This is a genomic window from Rhizobium sp. AC44/96, from assembly GCF_001692185.1.
Taxonomy (GTDB): domain Bacteria; phylum Pseudomonadota; class Alphaproteobacteria; order Rhizobiales; family Rhizobiaceae; genus Rhizobium.
In genome coordinates this window covers 1-22,978 of the sequence record NZ_LXKO01000005.1, presented here as the reverse complement: position 1 = coordinate 22,978, position 22,978 = coordinate 1, and the positions used below count along the sequence as shown (strand labels likewise).

Genomic DNA, 22,978 nt, shown 5'->3' with positions numbered 1-22,978 from the left:
AACCACCGTCCCGGCCGGTTCACCCGGCCGGGAGACTGTCGCAACCGTGTTACGAGACGCCGTTGAAGTCGCTCGTCGTCAGGTTGAGGTTGCCCTTCAGCATCAGCACGAAGTCGGCATCGGTATTGGCGTCGACATTGCCGTGGATCACCGTGAACTCGGTGCCGTTCAGCACCTCGTGGGTGACTGAGATCTGTCCGGCAGCCGTCAGCGAGCTTCCCAGAGTGAAGTGCTGCACGCCCGCGGTTGACGTATTGGCATCGATCGAGCTGAAGTCGATCTTGTCGCCGGGATGGAAGCCGTGGATCGTATCGCCATTGGCCGCCGCCGCCGACAGGAAGCGGAAGGTGTCGTTGCCGAGCCCGCCGTCCATGATGTTGGCTTCCACCGTCGCCGTGATCGTGTCGTGGCCGGAGCCGGTCACCACATTCTCAAAGCCGTAGACGATATCCGTCCCCGTCGATCCACCCGACACTTGGCCGCGCTGCATGAAGCCATTGCCGAGATCGACCGTCAGGTTGCCGGTGGCTATCGAATAGTCGAGCGTGTCGACACCGTCGCCACCCCAGTACTGATCGTCGCCATCTCCGGTCGAGGCAATCACGGTATCGTTGCCCGCTCCCGCCCAGACCTGGTCGTCGCCGGCTCCGCCCTCGATGAAGTCATGACCGGCTTCACCGTGGATTGCATCCTTGCCCGCATTGCCGAACAGCATGTCGTCGCCACTGCCGCCATGCAGCTCGTCGTCGCCATTGCCGCCGCTGACGCTGTCGTCACCGTCACCGGCGGTCACCACGTCGTCACCGTCCTCGCCACGCAGGATGTCGTTGCCGCTATCCCCAACCAGGATGTCGCCACCGGCTCCAGCGAGGATGGTGTCGCCAGCCGCGGCCCCGATCAGGACGTCCGCAGCAACCGTCCCGATCAGCGTCCTGGCAGCAACCGGCAACGGTGCAACACCGTCATCGGGAACGTCATCGTCGTCATCGCCACCAGACGGGCCGTCGTCGTCCTCATCGTCGTCATCATCACCGCCGCCACCAGACGGCAGGTCATCATCATCATCGTCGTCGTCATCACCGCCAGACTGGCTGTCGTCGTCATCATCGCCACCACCAGACGGGAGGTTGTCATCGTCGTCGTCCACCGGTCCGGTTGGGTCGCCGTCTTCGTCATCGTCACCACCAGACGGGCCGTCGTCGTCTTCATCGTCATCGCCGCCGCCGGACGGGATATCGTCATCTTCGTCGTCGTCGACCGGGCCTGTCGGGCCGTCATCTTCGTCTTCATCATCCAACGGCTCGGTTTCGAAGATGTCCTCCGAAAGGTTGGTCAGGCCGGTATTGCGGGCAACGATGTCCGCGAAGGCCTGTCCGTCGATGAACTCTTCGTAGAAGTCGAAATTGTCGAAGCGGTTGAGGTAGTAGAACCGGTCCGCCTCCTGCAGACGATCGAATTGCTCGTGCAGGACAATCCAGAAGGTCTGGCCGACCATGCCATTGTTGATGTGCTGCTCGGCAAGACCACCGACCCAGAGATCGACACGGTCGATACCCTTCACGATGCCCGTGCCGTTCGCCTGGATGGCGACCGCGATGTCGGGATTGATCGCCTGGAAGCTGGCGATATCACCCTGCTGAAGGACCAGATCGGGATAGGCCTGGCGGAACTGCGCAATGACAGTGTTCGACAGATTGTTGCGGGTCTGGAAGTCTTCCCAGGACGTATAGGCAGCCAGGTTGCCGGCATACCCGATCGCTTCTCTGATATAGGGATCCTGCGATGCTGCAAGATCCATGCGGACCTGATTGAGTGTTCCCAACCCGACATCCCATGCACGAGCAACGTTGAAGGAGAACAGGTCTGCATTGATGCGAACGAGATCGTTGCGAACGGCATCAACGATGTTGAAGTCCACGTCTTCCGCCTGCTGGGTGACGATACCTCCGAGGATCGAATTGACCCCCAGCTGTTCGTAGCCCGGCTGCGGCACGTATCCGGGAGGCAACGGCGCCGCGAATACGTCGGCGTCGTTGCTTGGGTTGAGGAATGCATCGAACAAAGCGACCTGCTTTGGTTGCCCGTCCGGTCCAAGTACCGTCATCGTCTGGCCGATCAGGGAATGGCCAACGCGATAGACGGCAGCGGCGAACTCGTGCGAGATCGAAGCCGAGGCATCGGGATTGTATTCCTCGAAGCCATGGTCGCCGTCGCCGCGTATGCCGCCGATCAGCATGTCGGCAAACTCCGTGAACACGACGCGCTGGTACTCGGCCTCGTTGACCATCTTGGCGGCCTGGAACAGCTCTTCGGCCGTTCCCTGGAAACCAGATTCCTCAAGCAGGTTGACGTGGTAGTTGTGGTTGCGAGCCCAGATGGTGTGCATCGCGGTCAAGGCGAAGTTTTCATTGCCGCGTCCGTCGCCGACCACATAGTGATCGAGCAGGCTGACGAAGGGATTGGTATCCAGCAGCAAGGCGTGGCCGCTGCCCATGAAATTCGCCGCCGCCCCCTTCAGGACGTCAGGATCGAAGGCACCCGTGACCTCGTCGAAGAGGTTGCCAGTGGCTGTCTCCGAGATCGGATAGTGGCTGTAGTAGTCCCGGAAACTGATCTGGCCGCCAGGCAGAGACGGATCGTGGAAGATAGTATTGGCCTGCCAGTGGTGCTGGATCAGCTCGCGTAACGTCGGCAAGAGACGGAATTCCGGATTGGATGGATCGACCGCCCCCTGGAACAGATGCGAACCGACACCCTGGTTACCGTCGCTTTCGCGCAGGAACTGGCCAACCAGCTCATGCGAGCCGTAAGCCTGGTTCTGGTCGACGAACGGCGATGTCTTGTTGATATGCTGCGTGACGCCGTTCTCGTCGATCGCATAGACGGTACCGCGCGTGAGGTCGGCGGGGTTACCGGAGCCCGGCGACCCGTTGCCCGGAGCGCCGATCTGCACCGTGCCGTTGCCACCCTTCGACAGGAAGTCGAGGCCATGGTCGAAATACTGGCCGAATGCCATGAAGAAGATGTTGGCATTGCTGGCATTCTTCGGCAGATCGGCTTCCTGTGCGCCGAGGATGTTGCTGATGTTGCGCGGATCCAGGCCATTGAAGATCGGGTTGATGGCATTGTTTCCGGTTACAGGATCATATTCGCCGAAGTGCGCGTTGGTGATGCGGATAAACGGTGTATCGGCAGAACCCCAGTTCGGGTTGTCTTCGTTGTTGCCGTGTCCCGACAGGGTCCGTACGCCGCCGAAACCTTCGGTGTCGTCATCGCCGGGGAAGGCGGACTGACCGTTTATCAGGTTCTTCAGCCCGGCAAGGTCGGCAGCCGTGTATGCGAAGTTGCCGGTGACCCCGTCGTCATTACCCGGCGTTGTCGGCGCGTTCTGGAACTGCGGAGGCACGGCACCAGTGAAGGTGACCGAATGCGTGCCGTTCGAGAACGTCTTCGTTCCATTGGCATTGGTGGTCATCGCATAGGCGGAAAGATCGCTTCCTGGTGCCAGTTCCACCACATCCTGCGGCCGCAAGTTGCCGACTATCGTGTCGTGACCGCCGTTGGAGCGGAAAAGAATTCGATGCGCCGACTGCAGTGCAGAGATATCGACGGTATCGTCGCCTTGTTCGCCATTCACCGTGATCGTGTTGGTGAAGAGAGCTGTCGGCGAAAAATCACCGCTCGTTATGATCGTATCATTGCCGGCACCAGTATTGATGACAATTTCCTCGATGCCAGACAGCTCTGCCACGATCGAATTGAAGTTGGTGCCGTTGCGGGTGATGACGATCTGGGTGGCTGCGGCTAGCTGTGCGCCGTTGTTGCCGCCGATTGCATCCCAGGCCGCCCGCGTCATGACGCGGAAGGTCTCGGCACTGGCGTCGCCGTTGATCACCATCGTGTCGCCGACGGCCGTGTTTGTACCGCCGCTGACAATATCGCGACCCTCGCCGACGTTCCAGACGACGGTGTCGTCGCCGTCGCCAGCATTGATCGTATCCGTGCCTTCCCCACCTTGAATGATGTCGTTTCCGGCATTGGCATTGATCGTGTCATTGCCGTCGAAACCCAGGATGAGCTCGGCGTTGGCGCCACCATTGAGGGCCGCGTTGCTCGCATCCGTGCCCTGCACGAGGTTACCGACCGCTGTCGAATAGACCGTTGCGCCGAACTGCAACTGTTCGATGCCGGAGAGCGTATCCGCACCGCCTGCGCCCGACACCACCAGGTTCGCCCCGGCAAGCGCAAAGCTATGCGCCGCGGCCGAACCGGTGAACATAACGCGGTCGGTACCGGCACCACCCGTGAAGGTGTTGTTGTTCACGTCACCGGTGAAGACGTCGTTGCCGCTTCCGCCCGTGACGTTCTCGATGCCTGAGATCGATGTGAACCCGCTCGCCGTACCGGCCGAGAGATCGACGTTGACGGCGGCCGTTGTCGCATAAGCCAGCGTATCCGTCCCGACGCCAAGATCGGCGGTTATACGCTCGATACCGGCGATCGAGCCGCCACCCTCGATCTGCGTGATCGACGTACCGTTATAGGCTACGTTCAACGTCTCGGCGTCGGCACCACCGCTATCGATGATCGCCAATGTGTCGGTGTTTGCACCGCCATCGATCACATCGCTGCCGCCGGCGCCTTCATCGATGTCGTAGACGATCGTATCGTTTCCTGCTCCACCGTCGATCGTGTCGTTGCCTTCGCCGCCAACGATCAGGTCATCGTCGCCGCCACCGCTGAGGATGTCGTTGCCTGCGTTGCCGAACAGCAAATCGCGACCAGTACCACCGGTCAATCGGTCGACGCCCGTTTCGCCGGCGATCAGATTATTGCCGGTCGTGACGGTAACCGTCCTTGCGGTTGGGGCGCCACTGTTGGCGGGATCAGAGGTGCTGATGGTGTAGTCACCGGCACCGAGCTGATAGCCAGCGAAGGAACCACCGTCAAAATTGATCAGTTCGATGCCTTCATTGGTGTTATCGAAATGATCGATTGCCGTGACCTGCTGCCCATTGAAATCGATAACCAGGTTTCCGTTCTGTGTCCCGGTATCGCTGTCCGACACCGACAAGGATGTCAGAGCAGCACCTGCGGTGGCGATGGTGATGCGATCGGCCGCGCCGCCCGTTTCGTTGATCGTGTCAGCCCCGGCGACAAGCTCGAAGCGGTAGGTGTCGCTGCCAAGGCCGCCAGACAGCGTGTTGTCGCTTGTGCTGCCGGTAATCGTGTCGTCGAAGCCGCTGCCGATGACATTTTCAACCGCGGTAATCGTATCGTTGCCGTCTGCCCCGGTTGCAGCGCCCGTTGCCAGGTTGACAGTGACCGAGCCCGCCGCTGCGGCATAGGTGACCGTATCAATCCCCGTTCCGCCGTTCAGAACGTCGTTGCCAAGACCGCCATTCAAGGTGTCGTTGCCGCCGCCCCCGTTGATGACGTCGTCACCAGCCAGACCGCTCAACACGTCGTCGCCATTTCGGCCATTAAGGAGATTGGGAGCAGCACTGCCGGTAAACGGCGCGGCAAGGGTCCCGTCATTGCCATTGGTCCCGACGCGAGCCGTCATCTCGGAGACGACGGTTTCTGCGAAGCCGTCGTTATCGATGTAGCTGACAATGACCCGGTAGAATGTCCCCGCTGTGACGTTGTTGATCGTCGCGGCCGTTGCTCCCACCACGTTTGTCCAGGGTCCGTTGCCGGGCGCAGCGGAACTCTGCCACTGATAGCTGAAGCCGTTGGTCGGCTTGCCGTTCTCGTCCTGGATTCCCGCTGTGTCGACTGTCAGATCATCGTCGACCCCGGTGATCGTCGGCGCGCCGGTCGCTGGCGAATTGGTCAAGCGAATCCGCGTGCCATCGGCAAACTGCGCCCACTCGACGTTCCGCAGCGTATCGACGCCATCGGAAACCAGATTTCCGCCGGTCAATGGGTCGACAACGTTGGACACGGTGACATGCGAGATCGTCGTGACCATCGCCTGGCCGGTGCCGGTGCGGGTAATCGTGTAGTTGGCAAAGACGTCATTGTAGTAGGCGACGTCCTGGTCGGCTGCGCTCGCACCATCGGTGAGGATTTCGCGCACGATCTGCATCTGGGTCGGCACGATGGCTCGATCGACGAGAAGTTCGAACAGCGACTTGCCCCGCCAGGCGGTGATTGCGAAGTCGTCCGAAAACACGTGCCGCATGCTGTCGACGGTGGCGATTTCGGGACCGCTGCCATCGGCATTCTGATGGATGCCGATCCGGACGTTCAGCCATCGGTCACCGTCGAGAATATCATCCCCGCCGTTGCCGCGAAGGTTGTCGCTGCCCGCACCACCCAGCAGGATGTTGCCGCTTTCGAAGAAGCCGGTAGCTCCGACCTGAACGATCTGGGACAGGTTCCGGATACGATCGATACCGGCCTGATCCAGACCGTCGTTGAAGAATACCCCTTCCGTCGTACCAACTGTCGCGCCCGGCGCAATGTCGCCGAACACCCGGCTGTCGCCGATCAGCGTGTCGTCATGGTCCCAGCCCGACAGTGCTTCCACCTTGTCGAAGCGATTGCGCAGGATGTCTGCCTGTTCGGTCGTGAAGATCGGGATGTTCATATCGGCATAGCCGTTGAGCGCCATGCCCTTGAAGATCGCCCAGTCGAAACCGAACATGCCTTCGTTGCGCATGACGCTTTCGCCCTGCACCATGATGTCGTCACCGGATTCCGCGTCGAAGTCATGCTCTTCGTTTCCGGCGAACATCACATCATGACCGATGATCGTCGAATTGAAGAACAGCTCGGAATTGTCGCCGGCTGTCGTATCAAAGCCGCCGCCGGCCTCGATCCAGTCGTCGCCTTCGTTACCCATCAGGAAGTCGACACCATCGCCGCCGGCGATGAAGTCGTCACCCTCGCCGCCAAACACCTCGGTGTCATCAACGCCGACGAAAATGACATCCTTGCCGGTACCACCCATCAGGATGTCGATACCGTTGGAATTTGCGATGACGTCATTGCCTTCATCGCCCTTGAGGAAGTCGCCGCTATCGCCGCTGTCGGTGATGATATCGTCGCCGCCGCCGCCGTTCACGAGATCGACGCCGGCACCCGATTCAATGCGATCATTGCCGTCATCGCCCCAGATGCCGTCATCACCGAAATCGGTGATGATCGTGTCATTGCCGATCGTGCCGCCGACGACGACGTGCTCGCCGCCTGTGAAACGAATATAATTGGGATCGGCGCCAACCGTGCCGGGGTCGTCGCGAACCACCTTGCCGAGCCCCATTGCTTCCAACGCAGCATCGGTACCGATGGGATCAACGCCATCGACATCCGCCCCGTTGTAGTCCACCTGGTTGGCAGGATTGACCTCGAGGACGAAGTCGTAGGCTGCGAAGGCGTCCACGCCGATATGACGGCTGATAATGTCGTCGGCAGTGCCGCGAATGCCGTCTGCTCCGGGCTGGGCGATGTCGGTATTCGCCATGATCATCTTGGCGAAGGAGTTCTGCTCCAGCATATGGAGGAAATTCTGGCCTTGGGTGCGGGTCAGGTAGTAGAGCCGGTCGCCGTCCTGCAGCGCTTCGAGCTGTGCTTCGAAGATCGCATTGAAGGTGGAACCCAGGAAGCCGCCGAATTCCATCTGCTTTTCAGCAAGGCCGCCGATCCAGAGATCGATTGTATTGAGACCGCTGTTGGCCGCATTCCAGGTGCCAGTGCTGTTCAGGAAACTCAGACGATCGGCGGGAATTTCGGTAACCGATCCCGATGCTTCTCCGAATACCAGCGCCCAGGCGGCATCGCGCTTGCCGGCAACAGTCGCCTGCGCGGTGATCGACGTGTGCGTGCCATAGGCGGCGATGAAATTCACAACCGAAATCGGGTTCTTCAGTTTGGCAGCAAAATCGGTCCAGCTGTCATACGGCGTCAGGAAGCTTGAGCCGGTTGCCCCGAAAAGCTGGGTGCGGGCATCGTTCAGCGAAGGGATGCCAGTATCACGGCCGCGTGCAATATTGATGGACGCGAGATCAAGCGGCAGACCGAGCAGATTGTTGCGCAGGGCGCCGGTTATGAACTCGTCGATCTCGTTGCCCCGCTCGATCGTCATGCCGCGCACGATGGCGCCGGCCGCCTGATCGGCGGTGATGAACGGGTCGTTCGCCTCGTTCTGAGGCGTATTGGGATCGTCTACGGTGGGAGTTGACCCGTCGTTGTTGAAGGAGAGCGGGTTAAGGAAGGCGGTGATCAGCCCCATATCGTCCGTTGTGATGCTGCCGTCCGCGTTGAGATGGATTCTCGGCATGCTCTCCGTCAGCATCGAGTGACCGAAGCGATAGACGGTGTTGGCGAATTCGGAGAAGATCGCCGGATTGATATCGGTGATGTTGTTGAAGACGAAGGGATCGATCGCCGGCTGTATCTTGCGGGCAAACTCCTCGAAGACCAAATGCTGGTACTGCATTTCCGTGGCAAAGCGGCCCGCCTGGAACAAGCGTTCGCCATCCCAGTCGAGCGTATCCGCATAGGCCAGCCTCTGGACAGCGCTCATCGTTGCGAATGCCGGATCCAGCGCAGCAATATCGCCGACCAGCCACTCGTTGATGAAGTCGATGTCGCCGCTTTGCAGGATAGTCAATCTTTGAGAGTCGACTTGGCGATTGTGCTCGGAGTGGAAGATATGGTGGACGGCCGTCAGGCCGATATTCTCGTTGCCGCGCCCATCGCCGGTGATGAAATGGGCGTCGAGAAGCTCGTCGTCATAGGCAACCTTGCGCCCTCGGTAGTCCAAGGCGATGTCGTTGCCGGCAACGTCGTCGCTGTCCGGAGCAATCGGTGTGTCGCCGAGAGGGCCGGCAGGCCCATCCGGATCGAAAACACCCGTCGGCACCGCGTTGTGGGCGATATCGTCAAGGAAGGCGTGTCCGGTGCGTACGGCGCCGGTCAACGTGCCGTTCGTGACCGTAAAGGTGTTTACAGGATTTGCGAGGTTGCCTTCCACGACGACGTCGTCCGCCGTGTTGGGAGTGCCGTCCGCGCCGATGCCGAGCACCAGCAATGGCAACCCGTTCGCACCGCGAATGAATTCCCCGTAGAGATCCGTCCGCAACAGAGGCAGATTGACGACATCACGATCGGTCAACTCGATCCCGAGAAAATCGCGCGCCTGTGCCTTGATATCTCTCCACGTCGGGAGACCATTATCCGAGCCGTCGAGCAACTTTCCGGTCGCAACCGGCCGCGAGTCGGGAATGCTGTCCGGATCGGCCGCAGTATCCACAGAGAACTTGTATTCGCGGAGGAACACCTGATGCGACGGATGCGATGTATAAGTCTGGTTCTGATCAACGAACGGCGTTGTCGTATTGGTATGCTCGCCATTGGCATCCGGTGTCGCGCGCGTCAGCACCATGAAGTTGGTGTGGCCGTCGTCCGGTGTGCCGGCAATGCCGTCGGCGCCCTTGTCGTAAAGTGGATCGTCCGCCTGCAGCGGTATGTAGACGGTGCCGTTGCTTCCCTTGGTAATCAGATCGAGGCCGTGGTCGAAGAACTGGCCGAAGAACGTCATCCAGGCATTGAACGGCTTCGATAGCCCTTCGTCCGGCGCGACGTTCGGGATAACCAACGAACCCTGTGCGTTGATCGTCAGGCCAAGTTCCTGCGCAAGCGCGGTGAACGCTGCGGCGGGGTCGGCAGCCACTAGTTGGGCATGCACGAGCGTTGCTTCGGCGTCGCTGAGCGCGGCTGCGGCATCCTGAATAGCATCGATGCTCGCCGAGCTGGGCGCAGCAGTGTAGGCCGCGACAGCCTGGTCCAACTCGCTTTCGGCCGATTGAACAGCTGTTTGCGCCTCTGCGAGCGCTGCAGCTGCCTGCGCAGCGGTCACCCGTCCCGCTATCAGGCGTTCGAGGTCGCCGTGTGGATCCTCGGAGCCAGCAAACTTCAGAGCGGCAAGAATTGCCGCTGGGTTGTTCAGGCTCATGTCGACCACAAGGTTGGAAATCAAACGCGGGTCGGCGTCGGCGACGCTTCCGGGGGCGCCGTAGTCCGTGTTGGTTACGGGCGTCGCAGGCCCAGGGCCATCAGGATCGAAGGTGTCTCCGTCCTGATCATTGACGAAGCTTCCGTCAAGCAATCTTGGCATCGGCTGGTCGGCCGAGCCCCAGGTCTCGCGTCCTGGGACGATATTGTTATAGGTCCCATCGACGGTTCTCAAACCGACGGGAACGTGAGGATCAGGAATGGCCAACAGGGCGCCAGGCGTGCTTGGGTCCACCACGTTACCTTCGGCATCAACGTAGATTTGGGTCAGCGCTGTGCCCGCCGCGTGTGCTTCGGCGACCTTGATCTGACGCAGAATGAAAATCATGTCCTGCAGGTTCAATGTAAACGCGGCCATTGCTCTCTCCCTCCGAAGCAAAACGACCCTGCGGAACAGTTGTTACATTCGCTCCGCAAGCTTAAATGATGTCGTTACTTTTATATCTTCGGCCTGAGCGCCCACACAGAGAACAAGGTCGGGTGATTTTCGAGACGTTGGTGTAGGCCGTGCGGAACGAAAGTCAGTATATCCATCAGACTAAAGTCGCATCGGCACTGGGGATCGCGAAACGCGCCGAAGGAGTGGCGGCGGTGCACAAGATTGCTGTTGGCAGATGCAATATTGCGAAATACTGATATAAATCAGGAATGTCGTGACTCGGGGGGAAGCATGACAACCGGGGACATGGAAACACTGCAATCGGATGGAGATGTCGTCGGCGGGCCCCGAAGCCCGTGGGAGCGAGCGGCAGTTCTATTCCGTCGGTCCCGTCTTGAGGTCCAGTTCATCGTCATCGCATCGCTGATCGTGCTGGTGCTTATGTTCGTTCTCGGCTTATGGACGACGCACAGGATCGAAAAGGCGATCATGAAGGGTGCTGGCGGCGTCGGCGCGGCTTACCTGCAAACCTTCGTCGAACCGATGATCTCGGATGCGGATATCCAGGCAAAGGCGCTCTCTCCTGAAGTGAAGCAGAAACTCGATGGGCTCCTCGGCGATAGCCCGCTTGGCCAGCACGTTCGCGAGATCAAGATATGGAACCCGGACGGCAGCCTGTTCTATTCCACCTCGGGCCAGGAACTTGACCATGAAGACGCTTTCCCGGAATTGAAGCGCGCACTGGCCGGTGAGGTTGTCGTCTCACGGACAATGGTCGACAAACACAAGTATTCCGACGAGGAGCAGGCAGCCGAGTACATCGAGGTCTACGCTCCGTTGGTGCGCGATGCATCCGGCGCAACGGTACTTGTCGGCGAATTCTACGAACGGCCAGACTATCTGCTTGCGGAGATCGGTGGCGCCTGGCGGGCGACCTTCGCCATCGTTCTGTTGGTCTCCGCCCCGATGCTCGCACTTCTTTACATGATCGTGCGCAGTGGCCGTCTCATCATCGATCAACAGCGCGCTGCCGCGCGGGCGAGCCTGCGCCATGCACTGGGCCTATCGAACCAGAACAGGCGTTTGCGACTTGAGGCCGAGCGCGCACGACTGGAAGCCGGCAAGCTGAACGAAAAGATTCTGGACCAGATCGGTAGTGACCTGCACGATGGGCCCATACAGGTTCTGACCCTCGTCAAGCTTCGCTTGAGCGACCTCGGCGCCCCCCCTCAAGAGGCACGAACCAACCACGTGAACGTCGCGGTCGAAAGCCTGGGCAAACTCCTGCAATTGATCACCATGACGCTCGATGAGATCAGAAACATCTCCTCCGGCCTAGTCCTGCCGGAACTCGACAATCTTTCCGTGAAAGAGACCATACAGCTTGCTGTCCGGCGGTTTACCGACCTCACCGGACATGTGGTCGACGTCAAGGGGGAGATCCCGACCGATAGCGTTCACGGACATCTCAATATCTGCGTCTACCGCTTTATCCAGGAAGCTTTGATGAATGCGCAAAGACATGCTCCTGGAAACCTGCAGCAGCTAAGATTCCGAATGCGGCAAAATCGATTGGTGATCGCAGTCGCTGACATCGGCACGCCTCCCAAGTTGGCGAATCCAGCTGCCGAAGACAGGATCCGGCTGGGAAAGCTGATGCAAAAACGCCGCATCCGCGCCTTCGGCGGCAAGATACGCACCATCGCGCGCGACAACGGTACACTTGTCACGGTCGTGCTGTCATTGGACGGACAAATCGCGGCTTAGCGTAGCGGGTACTTTGCCGGCATGTCCCCGACCCACTGCCAGCCCCAGTTCTGATACCGGAATGCCCTTTCTATCTCACTCACGAGCGCGATCCACCTTCACGAAGCAGGTCGAGCGCGCCATAGGGCTTGAGACTGGAAAGACAACATGCATGCCCGCACAATGATCGTGCAGGCTGAAACAGCTGTAACCCGGAGCGACAACGCTATCGTGCCGCCGCTCCAGGTCAGTCCAGAGGTTTGACCGCCGGCTCTCGCAGTCTGGATGATTGATCCCAGGGGTGATGGGCATCCGCACCCTCCGAAGTACGGGATGCGCTCGACTTCGAGCGCTCCACCGATCACCGAGGTCAATCCTATTTTGCTGCGATCCTGGTTTGAATGCGCAAGGCCTGGACCGAAACAGTATCCTCGTCGATGAGCTTGGAATACTCGTCCTTGCTCCAGGGGTTACCGCTCTTGAAGACGTACCATTTCCCCTTTGGTTCGCGCTTCTGGTAGATGGTATCTCCAACCTTCAGATGCCTGAAGCACGTCCTGTTCTTCCCGCTCGTCTCTTTCGTCTTCCAGGTCGCAACCATGCAGAGTTTCCCGCTGTTGGTCAGTTCCCAATGGCCTGTGCCATAGGTATCCACACCATCGGTGCTCGACCACGCCACGAAGGAACGGTTGGCTTCGGAGAACCGACCGCCGCCGACCTGCCACTGCCACGTCTTGTTGTCATAGATCTGCTTGAGCTCGCGCGGCGGAACGGGAACCGCACCCGGCGGCACCACCGATTTCTGGGTGGCTGCATGCGCTGCGGCAGCCGTCATCAGCATTGCCACGCCTACGCCGAAGCCTATGAGGCGAACACTACTAGCCATCGATCATCTCCGTGATTTGAGCTTTCGGATTTATTTGTACAATTGGAGCTCGCGGCGTAGCGCGCACCAGGTTGCCAATCGCGACGCGCTTGCGAGGCGTGCTTGCCTTTGCTGCCCGCTGACGGCTCGCCTTGCCGACCGAGTGGACATGGAAGCCGAACTCCTCGGCAAGATGATCTTCGTCATAGACGCCACGAAGGTCGACGATGAGGCGGTCGCGCATGATCGTCCCCAACCGTGCGAAATCGAGGTTCACGAGCACGTCCCAGTCGGTCATCAACACAGCAATGTCGGCTTTCGCCGCACATTGATAAGGATCCGCGGAGAACGTGATATCATTCAACATCAGGCGAGCATTGTTCATGCCTTCCGGATCGAACGCACTGATCTTGGCCCCCTCGTTCTGTAGGGCCTGGATCAAGGAGAGCGAGGGCGAATCCCGCATGTCGTCGGTATTTGCCTTGAACGTCAGGCCGAAGATCGCGACCCGCTTGTTGCGGAGGCTGCCGTTGACCAACTGACGCAGTCTGTTGATGAGTGTGCGTTTGCGCGCGGCGTTCACCGAGATGGTCTGCTCGACAAGCCGCATGTGGACACCGTATTCCTGCGCGGTGCGCAGAAGCGCGATCGTGTCTTTCGGGAAGCACGACCCGCCATATCCAGGGCCGGCGCTGAGAAAGCTCGGGCCGATACGCTTGTCGAGGCCCATTCCGACGGAGACGTGCTTGATGTCGGCACCGATCTGCTCGCACAGGTCGGCCATCTCGTTGATAAAGGTGATCTTGGCGGCCAGAAACGCGTTCGAGCCGTATTTGATCAGCTCGGCGCTGCGTCGGCCCGTTGTCAGGATCGTCGTGCCTGCGTCCGCCGCGACCTTGTAGACATCCGACAGCACGCCCCTGGCCCAGACATTATCCGTACCGATCACCACGCGATCCGGGTTCATGAAATCATAGATCGCCGAACCTTCCCTGAGAAACTCAGGATTGGAGGCAACGGCGAAATTGAGCTCGGGCCTGATTTCGCGGATGATCCGCTCGATGCGATCGCCTGTCCCGACTGGCACCGTCGACTTGGTGACGACGACCAGATCGTCGGACATGTTTTCGGCGATGTTCCTGGCGGCCGCAAAAACATACTGCAGGTCCGCCTCCCCATCCAATCCACCCGAGGGAGTGCCGACAGCGATCAGAGCGACGTCAGCGCCCTTAATCGCGTTCGCCAGATCCGTTGTGAACTCCAGCCTCTGGGCCGCCATGTTCGACAGGATCAAATCATCAAGACCTGGTTCGAAGATCGGAACGATGCCAAGCTTCAAACCTTCGACCCTTGACGCGTTGATGTCGACGCAGACAACATGATGACCCCACTCGGCCATGCAAGCGCCGCTGACTAGGCCGACATATCCCGTACCAAGTACGACAATTTTCTTCGTGAAAGATTGCACGTCATCGTCCCCTTTTTTGATGAGTTTTGAATGCGTCCCAACTCGCTTCAAACCGCCAAAGCCACCGAAGCCGAAACCTTGCCGAGCTCTCGCTCGAAGTAGGCGATTGTGCGCTTCAAACCATGATCAACCGAGGTGGAAGGCTTCCAGCCGATTTCACGCTCGGCCTTCCTGATGTCGGGACGGCGCTGTTGTGGATCGTCCACCGCCGACGGAAGATGGATGATGCGCGAGCTTGAGTTGGTCAGAGCTATAATCTTCTCCGCCAGCTCCAGAACCGTGAACTCCGACGGGTTGCCGATATTGATCGGACCCGTCACGCCCATGGACGACTGATAGAGTTTCAGGAAGCCGCCGATGAGATCGTCGACATAGCAGAAGGACCTTGTCTGGCTTCCCGAACCGTAGACAGTGATGTCCTGATTGGTCAGAGCCTGGACAATGAAGTTCGAAACAACACGGCCGTCGTCCGGCCGCATACGCGGGCCATAGGTGTTGAAGATACGGCCGACTTTGATGGTGACGCCGCAGCAGCGCGCGTAGTCGAAAATAAGGGATTCAGCGCAGCGCTTGCCTTCGTCGTAACAGGCGCGAGGGCCGATCGTATTGACGTTGCCAAAATAGGTCTCGACCTGGGGCGATATGACCGGATCCCCATAGACCTCCGAGGTGGACGCCTGGACAAAAATGGCGCCGTTTTTCTTGGCGATCTCCAGACCGTTCAAGGTTCCGAGAACGTTGGTCTTGGTGGTACCCACGGGATCGGCCTGGTAAGCCGGTGGCGAGGCAGGGCTCGCGAAATTGAAGAACGCGTCAACCTTGAGATCGAACGGCGCGCGCACGTCGTGGTTTTTCAGCTTGAAACCCGGCGTGGAAACAAGGTGCTGAATATTGTCCAGCCGACCGGTGGAGAAATCGTCGACGCAGATGACCTCATGGTCGAGCTTGAGAAGCTCCTCGCACAGATGCGAGCCAAGAAAGCCCGCGCCTCCAGTGACGGCGGCAACTCTTTGTTGCTGGCTTCTCTTGGGGGAGATGCTTCCGCTTCGAACGGATGATGCTGGCGCTTTAATTCCACTCATGGCGATCGATACTCCTAGATTGTTGGAGACAGCGGATCTCCCTCCGCAAGGAAACCCGCGGACGACAGAAATCCGGAAGTCGTTAAAACAGCGGCGATGGAGAGAACGTTCTAGAAATACAATCGCAGCACAAATAGAGATACCGCGAGATGAGCCATGGTGACCCACAGTGAGGATTTATACCTCAGGTATCGAAAGATATACTCTCGACATACTTAAGATTACCGAAGTCGATTTAATCGTCAATAACTAATTATCATATTGTTAATTTTTTTATTGCATTGCATCCAAGACTGATTCGATCCATGCTGCACCGCATCAATCTCCACGAAAATGCATAGCTGGATTAGAGCAAGATGATTTCAGCTAGAAGCGCAAGGGTATGCGGATTAGCTTTCTGCCTGTTGGGGGGTGGCATGCCTCTTTTCGATCATCTTCGAGCGGCAGGGCCGACAAAGGCCTCCGCTTCGCTTCAGACCTGGTTTCAGTACGGCATCTATGATCCTGGGAGCAGGATGTCGAGAAACCAGATCTTTTCGATTTCCCACGTGTTCCTGTACTGGCAGGACATCAACACGACGGCTCTGGATCGAAGCATAGCCACGGCCGATCGGAATGGTCGCGATCTCCTAGTGACCGTCGAGCCCTACACCCTGGCAAGTGATTGGCGAAGCGGATCAAGACAGCTGCTCTCCGACATCACCGCCGGCCGGTTCGACACACAGATCACCGACGTGTGCACCGCATTAAGCAAAGCGAAGCATCGAATATACGTTCGCTGGGCACATGAGATGGAGGGCACTGAAGGGCGCTACCCTTGGGCCGGAAAACAGCCGCAGAACTATATCGACGCATATCGCCATTTCGTGACGCGATGCCGGGCCCTTCTTCCCAACGCAAAGTATGTCTGGTCACCAAGAGGCGCTTCCAATTTCGAGGCGTACTATCCTGGCTCGGACTATGTCGATGTCGTTGGCTTCGCGATATGGGGCCTGCAGCGGTGGGAAATCAAGCGCACCGGCCGCGCAAGGACCTATCTCGAGACGTTGGCTCTGACCTACCAGAAGATGAGCGGCTTTGGAAAACCGATGATGGTCGCCGAGGCGGGCGCGGCTGGAGACCAAGCTTACAAGAGCGCTTGGCTTTCGGCTATGTTTCAGGGGCAGACCTATGCAAACGACTTCCCGAACTTGTTCGCGGTCGTCTATTTCAACGACAAGGAGCCATATCACTGGCCAGGCGGATATGGCTCTCCCGACTGGCGCATGGACGAAGCCGACATCCCGCAACAGTAGCGTGATCTTGGCAACCGCGTCGCGTCGGCGGTCATGCGTTGGCGGACCTCCAGGACGTTTTTAGTCTCTTCTTCAGGCGAAGCGCCGGTTCCTCGATGAGGCGCCAGGACAGCCAGGCGATCGGAAGCGTCACCGCCAATGAAACAGCAAACAATTCATACCAAGCCACACCAGGCCACAGTGCACGGACGGTTTGCTGCACAGGCCAACCGTAGAGATACGCCCCGTAGGAAAGATCGCCCAAAGGCCTGACATCGGGTAAGCGTATCGCCCTCGTCGTGGCGAGATACATGATCGGATAGGCAGCGCAGAAGGGAAAGATAAACAGCAGGTTTCCATACATCGCCATCATGACGCAAAGCACTGCAAGCGCCGAGGCGAAAAGTGGATCGAGCTCAAATCGACGCGAAAGAAAGGCGACGAGGACACCGCACAGGAAAGACGGAAGCAGGAACGCCATATCCGAAATGAACTTGGTGCCAGCGTGGACAAAGATCTGCGCCTGGAAGGCTAGCGTCAAACCGAGAAGCACCAGAATTCCCACTGCGCTCATCAGCCGAAGGCGATACAGCAGGAATATCAATAGATAGCACGATATCTCAACGGGGATGGTCCAAAGGCTGCCATTGATGATGGCGCCGAGCCACTCGGTGGTGCCATAGAACTGGACTGAGGGGATGGAGCTCACCGAATTGGGCAACAAGAAGTTGAGGCCAACAAAACTCCATCCGACGTTCGAGCGAAGATATGCAGCGATGCCGAGGTGAGAAAAGAAAGGCGCAAGGAGTAGAGCGCAGATGATCATGCTCACGAGGAGACCCGGATAAATGCGCAAAAAGCGGTCCAGCAGGAACCTGCTGCTACCGCTGGATCGCTGAAGGCTGTGAGCGACAAAATATCCGCTCATGATCAAGAAGGCCATGACCGCGTATATCCCGAGGATATTGTGAGCTCCCAGCAAGCGAACGAAAGGCTCGTTAGCCTCCGTATCTTCAGCGATCAGAAAAGAATGGGAGAACAGCACGCAGCTTGCAAAGACCAGACGCATGAAGTCCGCGTTCTGGGCGTATGTATTGGCACCACTATTCTTGCTGGCATCAATCATTAGAAAATCCTTACAGCATGTTCGGTTGCTCGGCGATTAGAAGTATCCCGAATGACCTACCTTGGCCGCTTTGATTTCCGCCCCTTAAATATATTATCTTATCTTCCATGATGGACACGGAACAATATTTGTACTTTTTTCAAAGCGTATCTATTTTTCAAATTGACTGCAATATTAAATTATGAATATTTAATTAATAGGGTTGGGATACACCAAGGCAAAACTGCATCAATGCGCAGCCGATAATGCCTAATATTTACAACAAAATACCATAAATACAATAGATTAGCGCGGCCATAACCTGACCGGGCGTCATCAACCCGCTCCACAATCGCGCAGCCATCGTCGCAGGATATACTTGCGCATTGATGAGCATCCCGACGCGATACTGGAACATATTTAGAAGGTGTATCTCGTGAAAAATACAGTCTTGGTAACGGGTGGTGCCGGCTTCATCGGAAGCCATACCTGCAAACAATTGCAGATGAGCGGCTTCGTGCCGGTGGTCTACGACAACCTGTCGACGGGCCACGAAACCAATGTCAAATGGGGACCGCTGATCAAGGGCGAATTGCGCGATATGGATCACATCAAGCGTGTGATCAAGCTCTGGGAGCCGGCTTGTGTCGTCCATTTCGCCGCCTCGGCCTATGTCGGTGAATCGACGGAGAATCCCAGCAAATACTATAACAACAACGTTCGAGGCATGATCTCCCTGCTGGATGCCTGCAAGGAGACGGGCGTCCGCAACGTCGTCTTCTCGAGCAGTTGCGCCACATATGGCATGCCCGCACAAAGCCCGATCACCGAGAGCACACCGCAAAGGCCGATCAATCCCTATGGTCGCACCAAGCTGATCGGCGAATACATGCTCGAGGATTACAGGGCCGCCTATGACCTCTCCTACGTTTCACTTCGGTACTTCAATGCCGCCGGTGCCGATCCGGACGGGGAGTTGCGCGAAAGACATGATCCGGAGACGCATCTCATTCCCCGCGCTATTCTTGCGGCCGCCGGCCGCCTGCCGCAGCTGCAGATTTTCGGCAATGACTACGAAACCCCGGATGGTACGTGCATAAGAGACTACATCCACGTGACCGACCTCGCGCGTGCGCATGTACACGCGGTGAACTACCTCCTGGAGGGCGGAGAAAGTGCCGCGATCAACCTGGGCTCAGGGCAGCCGACGTCGGTGCGGGAGATCGTCAACGCAATCGCGAAGTTCAGCAAGCGGTCCATTGCCGTCAAGGAAGAAAACCGCCGTGCCGGGGACCCACCGGTACTCTGCGCCGACACCTCCTACGCCCGCGCAATGCTGAAATTCACGCCGATGCATTCGGATATCGATACGATCATCAAAACCGCGGCTCCGACCTTCGGCCTGGAGGTTGCCGAATGAGCTCAATTGAAATGCAAGGACCGACAGACCTGTCTCCCGGCGCGGTTCAACCGCGCCCACTGGAGCCGCTCTTCAGCGGCTCCGCGAAATCGACCTTCATCGTCGGCTTCCTGATATGGTGGGCGTCATTCATCTATTTCTGGATGTGGTGGCTGCAGCCGGACCACATCCAGTCATGGGCAATGTACTGGCTCGCGACCTTTATTCTTGCCTGGGTCACGATAACACCCGTCTACTTCATGCTGCTGTTCTACCGAGCCAAGGTCATTCCAGCAGATCGCGAATGGCTGCAGCCGCCTCCCCGCATCGCCCTGGTTGTCACCAAGGCGCCGTCCGAGCCGCTCGAGGTCGTCGCCAAAACACTCACCGCCATGATGGCGCAGGTGGGGCATCCCTTTGATGTGTGGCTGGCGGATGAAGATCCCTCGACGGAAACGAGAGCCTGGTGCGACGCACGCGGGGTCCGGATCTCGACCCGCAAGAATGTCGAAGCATATCATCAGACCGCATGGCCAAGACGAACGCGATGCAAGGAAGGAAACCTTGCCTACTTCTACGACATGTATGGATACGAACTCTACGACTTCGTCCTGCAGTTCGATGCCGACCATGTTCCTGAGAAGACCTATTTGGAGGAAGTAATGAAGGGCTTCGCCGACAGCCGGGTAGGTTATGTCTCGGCGCCCAGCATCTGCGACGCGAACGCCCAGACGAGCTGGTCTGCCAGGGGACGGCTATACGCCGAAGCCAGTATGCACGGCTCTCTCCAAGTCGGATATAATGACGACTGGGCACCCCTATGCATCGGGTCGCATTATGCAGTGCGCACCGCCGCGCTGAAGCAAGCGGGCGGCCTCGGTCCGGAATTGGCGGAAGACCACTCCACCACGCTGCTCATGAATGCGGCCGGGTGGCGCGGCGTGCATGCGATCAACGCCATTGCGCATGGCGATGGCCCGCAGACCTTCGCGGATATGGTGGTCCAGGAGTTCCAGTGGTCGCGGAGCCTGACGACGATCCTCCTGCAATACCTTCCTCGCTACTACGCCCAACTGCCTGGAAAATTGAAGTTCCAGTTCGTGTTTGCGCAGCTGTGGTATCCACTTTTCTCGATCGCCATGGCCGTCATGTTTGCGATGCCGCTGGTCGCAATCCTGGCCGGACGCAATTATGCAATCGTCACCTACTACGACTTCCTGATCCACTTCACGCCGATATCCCTGTCGCTGATCTTCTTCTCATTCTTCTGGCGGCGGACGATGAGCTACCGCCCGTTTGATGCGAGGGTTTTCTCCTGGGAGAACATTCTCTACGTTTTTGCCCGATGGCCCTGGTCCCTGATCGGATGCCTATCGAGCTGCAAGGACAAGGTCACGGGCAAGTTCGTCGATTTCAAGATAACGCCAAAGGGCACAAAACAAACTGACCATGTTCCGGCGCGTGTTCTATACCCCTATGTCACACTCGCCCTTCTATCGGCCAGCGTCGCAGCGTTCTTCCCGACAACAGAGGCGGCGCACGGATTCTACATCTTCGCGATCATGAATGCCTTGATCTACTCCTTGCTGGCGCTGTTGATTTTCATCTTCCACGTGACGGAAAACAAGGTTCGGTCACTCCCGCGCCTACCCTCGCTATGGCTAGCAATTCTTGGGATCATGCTTTCAATTTTCATCGGGGCATACGCAATTCCCAACCACGGGCGTCTGGGCTTGGTGGCCCTCACGAAGGGCACTCAGATTGAAGCCAGCGTTGCGCACCATCTAGGGGTGGACCTCCAGCAACTCACATATGCACCGTCGGCACGTCCTTCGGTTTGGCTATGGCGGTGAACTGCGCACCCCGACGCAGCTTATGGAGTCGCACCACCGCCGTATACGCAGGCGTTGTTTTCAGCGGCACCGATCCCTGATCCACGTCTGGCGCGTTGCCGCGAGCGCATCCGCCTGCGGGGGGATCCACCGTCCCCACTGAACCCTCCTTCAGGCTGCGTGTTTTCTCCGCGGTGCTGGAAGGCGACGGAGATCTGCGGGACCTCGCCGCCTGGAGTGCTCCCCGTTTCACCGGACAGATCGGCTAGTTTGATTTAGCCCTGATGAACTGCCGAGGGGAAGCCATCTTGAGCGCGGAATGAGGATGGATTGCGTTGTAGTCTTCGATCCATCCGTCGATGAGCCGGAGCGCTGTTTCGGCGTCCGGTAGTGCCGAGATGCGGATGTAATCCCGCTTCAGGGTTTTGACGAATGCCTCTGACATGCCATTTGACTGCGGGCTGGCCACCGGCGTGAAGCAGGGCGTCAGATTGAGCGCCTGGGCAAATAGCCTGGTTTCCCGTGCTGTATAAGCCGAACCGTTGTCCGAGAGATGCTCGATAGCATGCGGTGCTCGGGTTGCCTGGAAGCGTTTCTCAACCGCCTCCAGCATCATGTCGCGGACATCCGAGCCGGATATTCCGGCATTGGCGACGGCCGTCCAGGCGATGATCTCCCGGTCGAAGGCGTCGATGATGAAGGCGAGACGAATGACCTCGCCATTCCAGCAGGTGAACTCCAGGCCGTCCGAGCACCAGCGCAGGTTGGAGCGCATAACCATGACCTTGCCATCGTGGAGGCGGCCCTTGCGGACGGCCGTATGCTTCTCCAGCAGCATGGCGTGGTTGCCCATGATGCGATGGACCCGTTTGGCGTTGACGACAGGCTTATCGGCGGCTCGCCTTTCGCGATTGAGGAGCGCGGCGATCCGCCGATAGCCATAGGTTGGCCTTTGATCCACTAGCCTGCGAATGGCGGGCAGAAGCTCTGCATCCTCGACCTTGTGGTATGGCCCACGCGGCTTTGATTTGCCTTTCAGCCGCTCGATGAGGTTGGAACGGGAGACACCCAGCGTATCTGCCACGGCCTTCATCGGGAACCGTCCTTCGGCAACAAGATCGGCCGCGATATCCGTTTTTTTGAGTCCGCTTTGGAAAGAGCTTCGCGGAGGATTTCGACCTCCATCGTCTTACGGCCGAGCATGCGCTCCAACTCGCGGACGCGATCTTCCAGCTTCTTTACTTCCGAATTGCCGACCACCGGCTCGTCAGAATCCACGGCTGCAGCACCTCCCTCGCTCAAAAGCCTGCGCCACCGATAAAGCAGATTGGGCGCGACGCCATGGTGGCGAGCGGTGGACGATACCGTCTCGCCTGGTTCGAAACTCTGCTCAATGATTGTCAGCTTTTGCTCGGTTGTCCACCGCCTGCGGCGAACATCACCCGTCAGCAATTCAACGTGTCGATACTCGTTAGACATAAGCCTGTCCTCAAGCCTGTGCTTGAGCCTTTCTGCTTATGCCGACTGTCCGGTCGAAATGGGGTGCAGTTCACCGCCTGAGACGGAAGAGGTTGGGCCGGAGCAGAGGGCTGCGTGCTACCATACCGATCGCTAGGCGGGTCCTACCTGGGCCCCTCTGCGCCCGCAGCATGTCTTTGGCCTATAAACACAAATAGCCCCTTACGGGGGATATTGAGTGTGAGTTCGTCTCGATTGGGAAGATTGGTTGCGGGGGCAGGATTTGAACCTGCGGCCTTCAGGTTATGAGCCTGACGAGCTACCGGGCTGCTCCACCCCGCGCCATC

The 22,978-nt window shown here is 58.4% G+C and carries 10 protein-coding genes, 1 tRNA gene and 1 pseudogene; 5 read left to right on the top strand and 7 right to left on the bottom strand.

The genetic code is table 11. From position 1 onward, the window contains the following. Positions 1-49: 49 nt before the first annotated feature. Complete coding sequence (locus A6U87_RS29895; protein WP_065690669.1) at positions 50-10,381, bottom strand: peroxidase family protein; 10,332 nt, start codon at positions 10,379-10,381, stop codon at positions 50-52. A gap of 312 nt (positions 10,382-10,693) precedes the next feature. Between A6U87_RS29895 and A6U87_RS07690 the strand changes: the two genes are divergently transcribed. Continuing rightward, positions 10,694-12,169 carry a sensor histidine kinase gene (locus tag A6U87_RS07690; RefSeq protein ID WP_244499442.1) on the top strand — a complete coding sequence of 492 codons (1,476 nt, stop codon included), beginning with the start codon at positions 10,694-10,696 and terminating at the stop codon, positions 12,167-12,169. Positions 12,170-12,524: 355 nt separating this feature from the next. Here A6U87_RS07690 and A6U87_RS07685 read toward each other — a convergent pair whose 3' ends face one another. From A6U87_RS07685 to A6U87_RS07675, 3 genes are read right to left on the bottom strand one after another with little or no spacing between them, the layout of a single operon-like run. Continuing rightward, complete coding sequence (locus A6U87_RS07685) at positions 12,525-13,034, bottom strand: DUF995 domain-containing protein (protein ID WP_065690667.1); 510 nt, start codon at positions 13,032-13,034, stop codon at positions 12,525-12,527. Then, positions 13,027-14,481 (bottom strand): UDP-glucose/GDP-mannose dehydrogenase family protein, encoded by a 1,455-nt coding sequence (locus A6U87_RS07680; protein WP_083199319.1) that lies wholly within the window; start codon positions 14,479-14,481, stop codon positions 13,027-13,029. The genes A6U87_RS07685 and A6U87_RS07680 overlap by 8 nt, the downstream gene beginning before the upstream one ends. 47 nt (positions 14,482-14,528) lie before the next feature. Then, positions 14,529-15,563, bottom strand: a complete 1,035-nt coding sequence (locus A6U87_RS07675) for a UDP-glucuronic acid decarboxylase family protein (protein ID WP_083199318.1) — start codon at positions 15,561-15,563, stop codon at positions 14,529-14,531. 416 nt (positions 15,564-15,979) lie between these two features. Between A6U87_RS07675 and A6U87_RS07670 the strand changes: the two genes are divergently transcribed. Continuing rightward, positions 15,980-16,858 carry a glycoside hydrolase family 26 protein gene (locus tag A6U87_RS07670; protein ID WP_083199317.1) on the top strand — a complete coding sequence of 293 codons (879 nt, stop codon included), beginning with the start codon at positions 15,980-15,982 and terminating at the stop codon, positions 16,856-16,858. A gap of 31 nt (positions 16,859-16,889) precedes the next feature. Here A6U87_RS07670 and A6U87_RS07665 read toward each other — a convergent pair whose 3' ends face one another. Further along, on the bottom strand, positions 16,890-17,963 hold the full coding sequence (locus tag A6U87_RS07665; protein WP_065690664.1) for an acyltransferase: 1,074 nt from the start codon (positions 17,961-17,963) through the stop codon (positions 16,890-16,892). A gap of 415 nt (positions 17,964-18,378) precedes the next feature. Between A6U87_RS07665 and galE the strand changes: the two genes are divergently transcribed. The 3 genes and pseudogenes from galE to A6U87_RS29205 all read left to right on the top strand — a co-directional run. Then, the gene (galE, locus tag A6U87_RS07660) at positions 18,379-19,362 is read left to right on the top strand and encodes a UDP-glucose 4-epimerase GalE (protein WP_065690795.1); all 984 of its coding nucleotides are present in this window, start codon (positions 18,379-18,381) and stop codon (positions 19,360-19,362) included. A gap of 11 nt (positions 19,363-19,373) precedes the next feature. Next, positions 19,374-21,194: a glycosyltransferase family 2 protein gene (locus A6U87_RS07655; protein WP_244499451.1), complete on the top strand. Its 1,821-nt coding sequence runs from the start codon at positions 19,374-19,376 to the stop codon at positions 21,192-21,194. A gap of 39 nt (positions 21,195-21,233) precedes the next feature. After that, a pseudogene (locus A6U87_RS29205) lies at positions 21,234-21,452 on the top strand (oligopeptide/dipeptide ABC transporter ATP-binding protein); the annotation flags it as partial. Here the strand turns inward: A6U87_RS29205 and A6U87_RS07650 are convergent. Continuing rightward, positions 21,439-22,652 (bottom strand): IS3 family transposase gene (locus A6U87_RS07650; protein WP_141683924.1). Its coding sequence is split into 2 segments (ribosomal slippage): positions 21,439-22,316 and positions 22,316-22,652, totalling 1,215 coding nucleotides; the frame shifts between segments, so codons are not numbered across the junction. The pseudogene A6U87_RS29205 and the gene A6U87_RS07650 overlap by 14 nt on opposite strands. A gap of 244 nt (positions 22,653-22,896) precedes the next feature. Beyond that, positions 22,897-22,973 (bottom strand) — tRNA-Met (locus A6U87_RS07640). Between the last annotated feature and the right edge of the window lie 5 nt (positions 22,974-22,978).

Coding starts and splice junctions, on each gene's coding strand:
- A6U87_RS07685 (WP_065690667.1), bottom strand. CDS start 13,034: ATGGCTAGTAGTGTTCGCCTCATAGGCTTCGGCGTAGGCGTGGCAATG.
- A6U87_RS07675 (WP_083199318.1), bottom strand. CDS start 15,563: ATGAGTGGAATTAAAGCGCCAGCATCATCCGTTCGAAGCGGAAGCATC.
- A6U87_RS07655 (WP_244499451.1), top strand. CDS start 19,374: ATGCAAGGACCGACAGACCTGTCTCCCGGCGCGGTTCAACCGCGCCCA.
- A6U87_RS07665 (WP_065690664.1), bottom strand. CDS start 17,963: ATGATTGATGCCAGCAAGAATAGTGGTGCCAATACATACGCCCAGAAC.
- A6U87_RS07690 (WP_244499442.1), top strand. CDS start 10,694: ATGACAACCGGGGACATGGAAACACTGCAATCGGATGGAGATGTCGTC.
- A6U87_RS07670 (WP_083199317.1), top strand. CDS start 15,980: ATGCCTCTTTTCGATCATCTTCGAGCGGCAGGGCCGACAAAGGCCTCC.
- A6U87_RS29895 (WP_065690669.1), bottom strand. CDS start 10,381: ATGGCCGCGTTTACATTGAACCTGCAGGACATGATTTTCATTCTGCGT.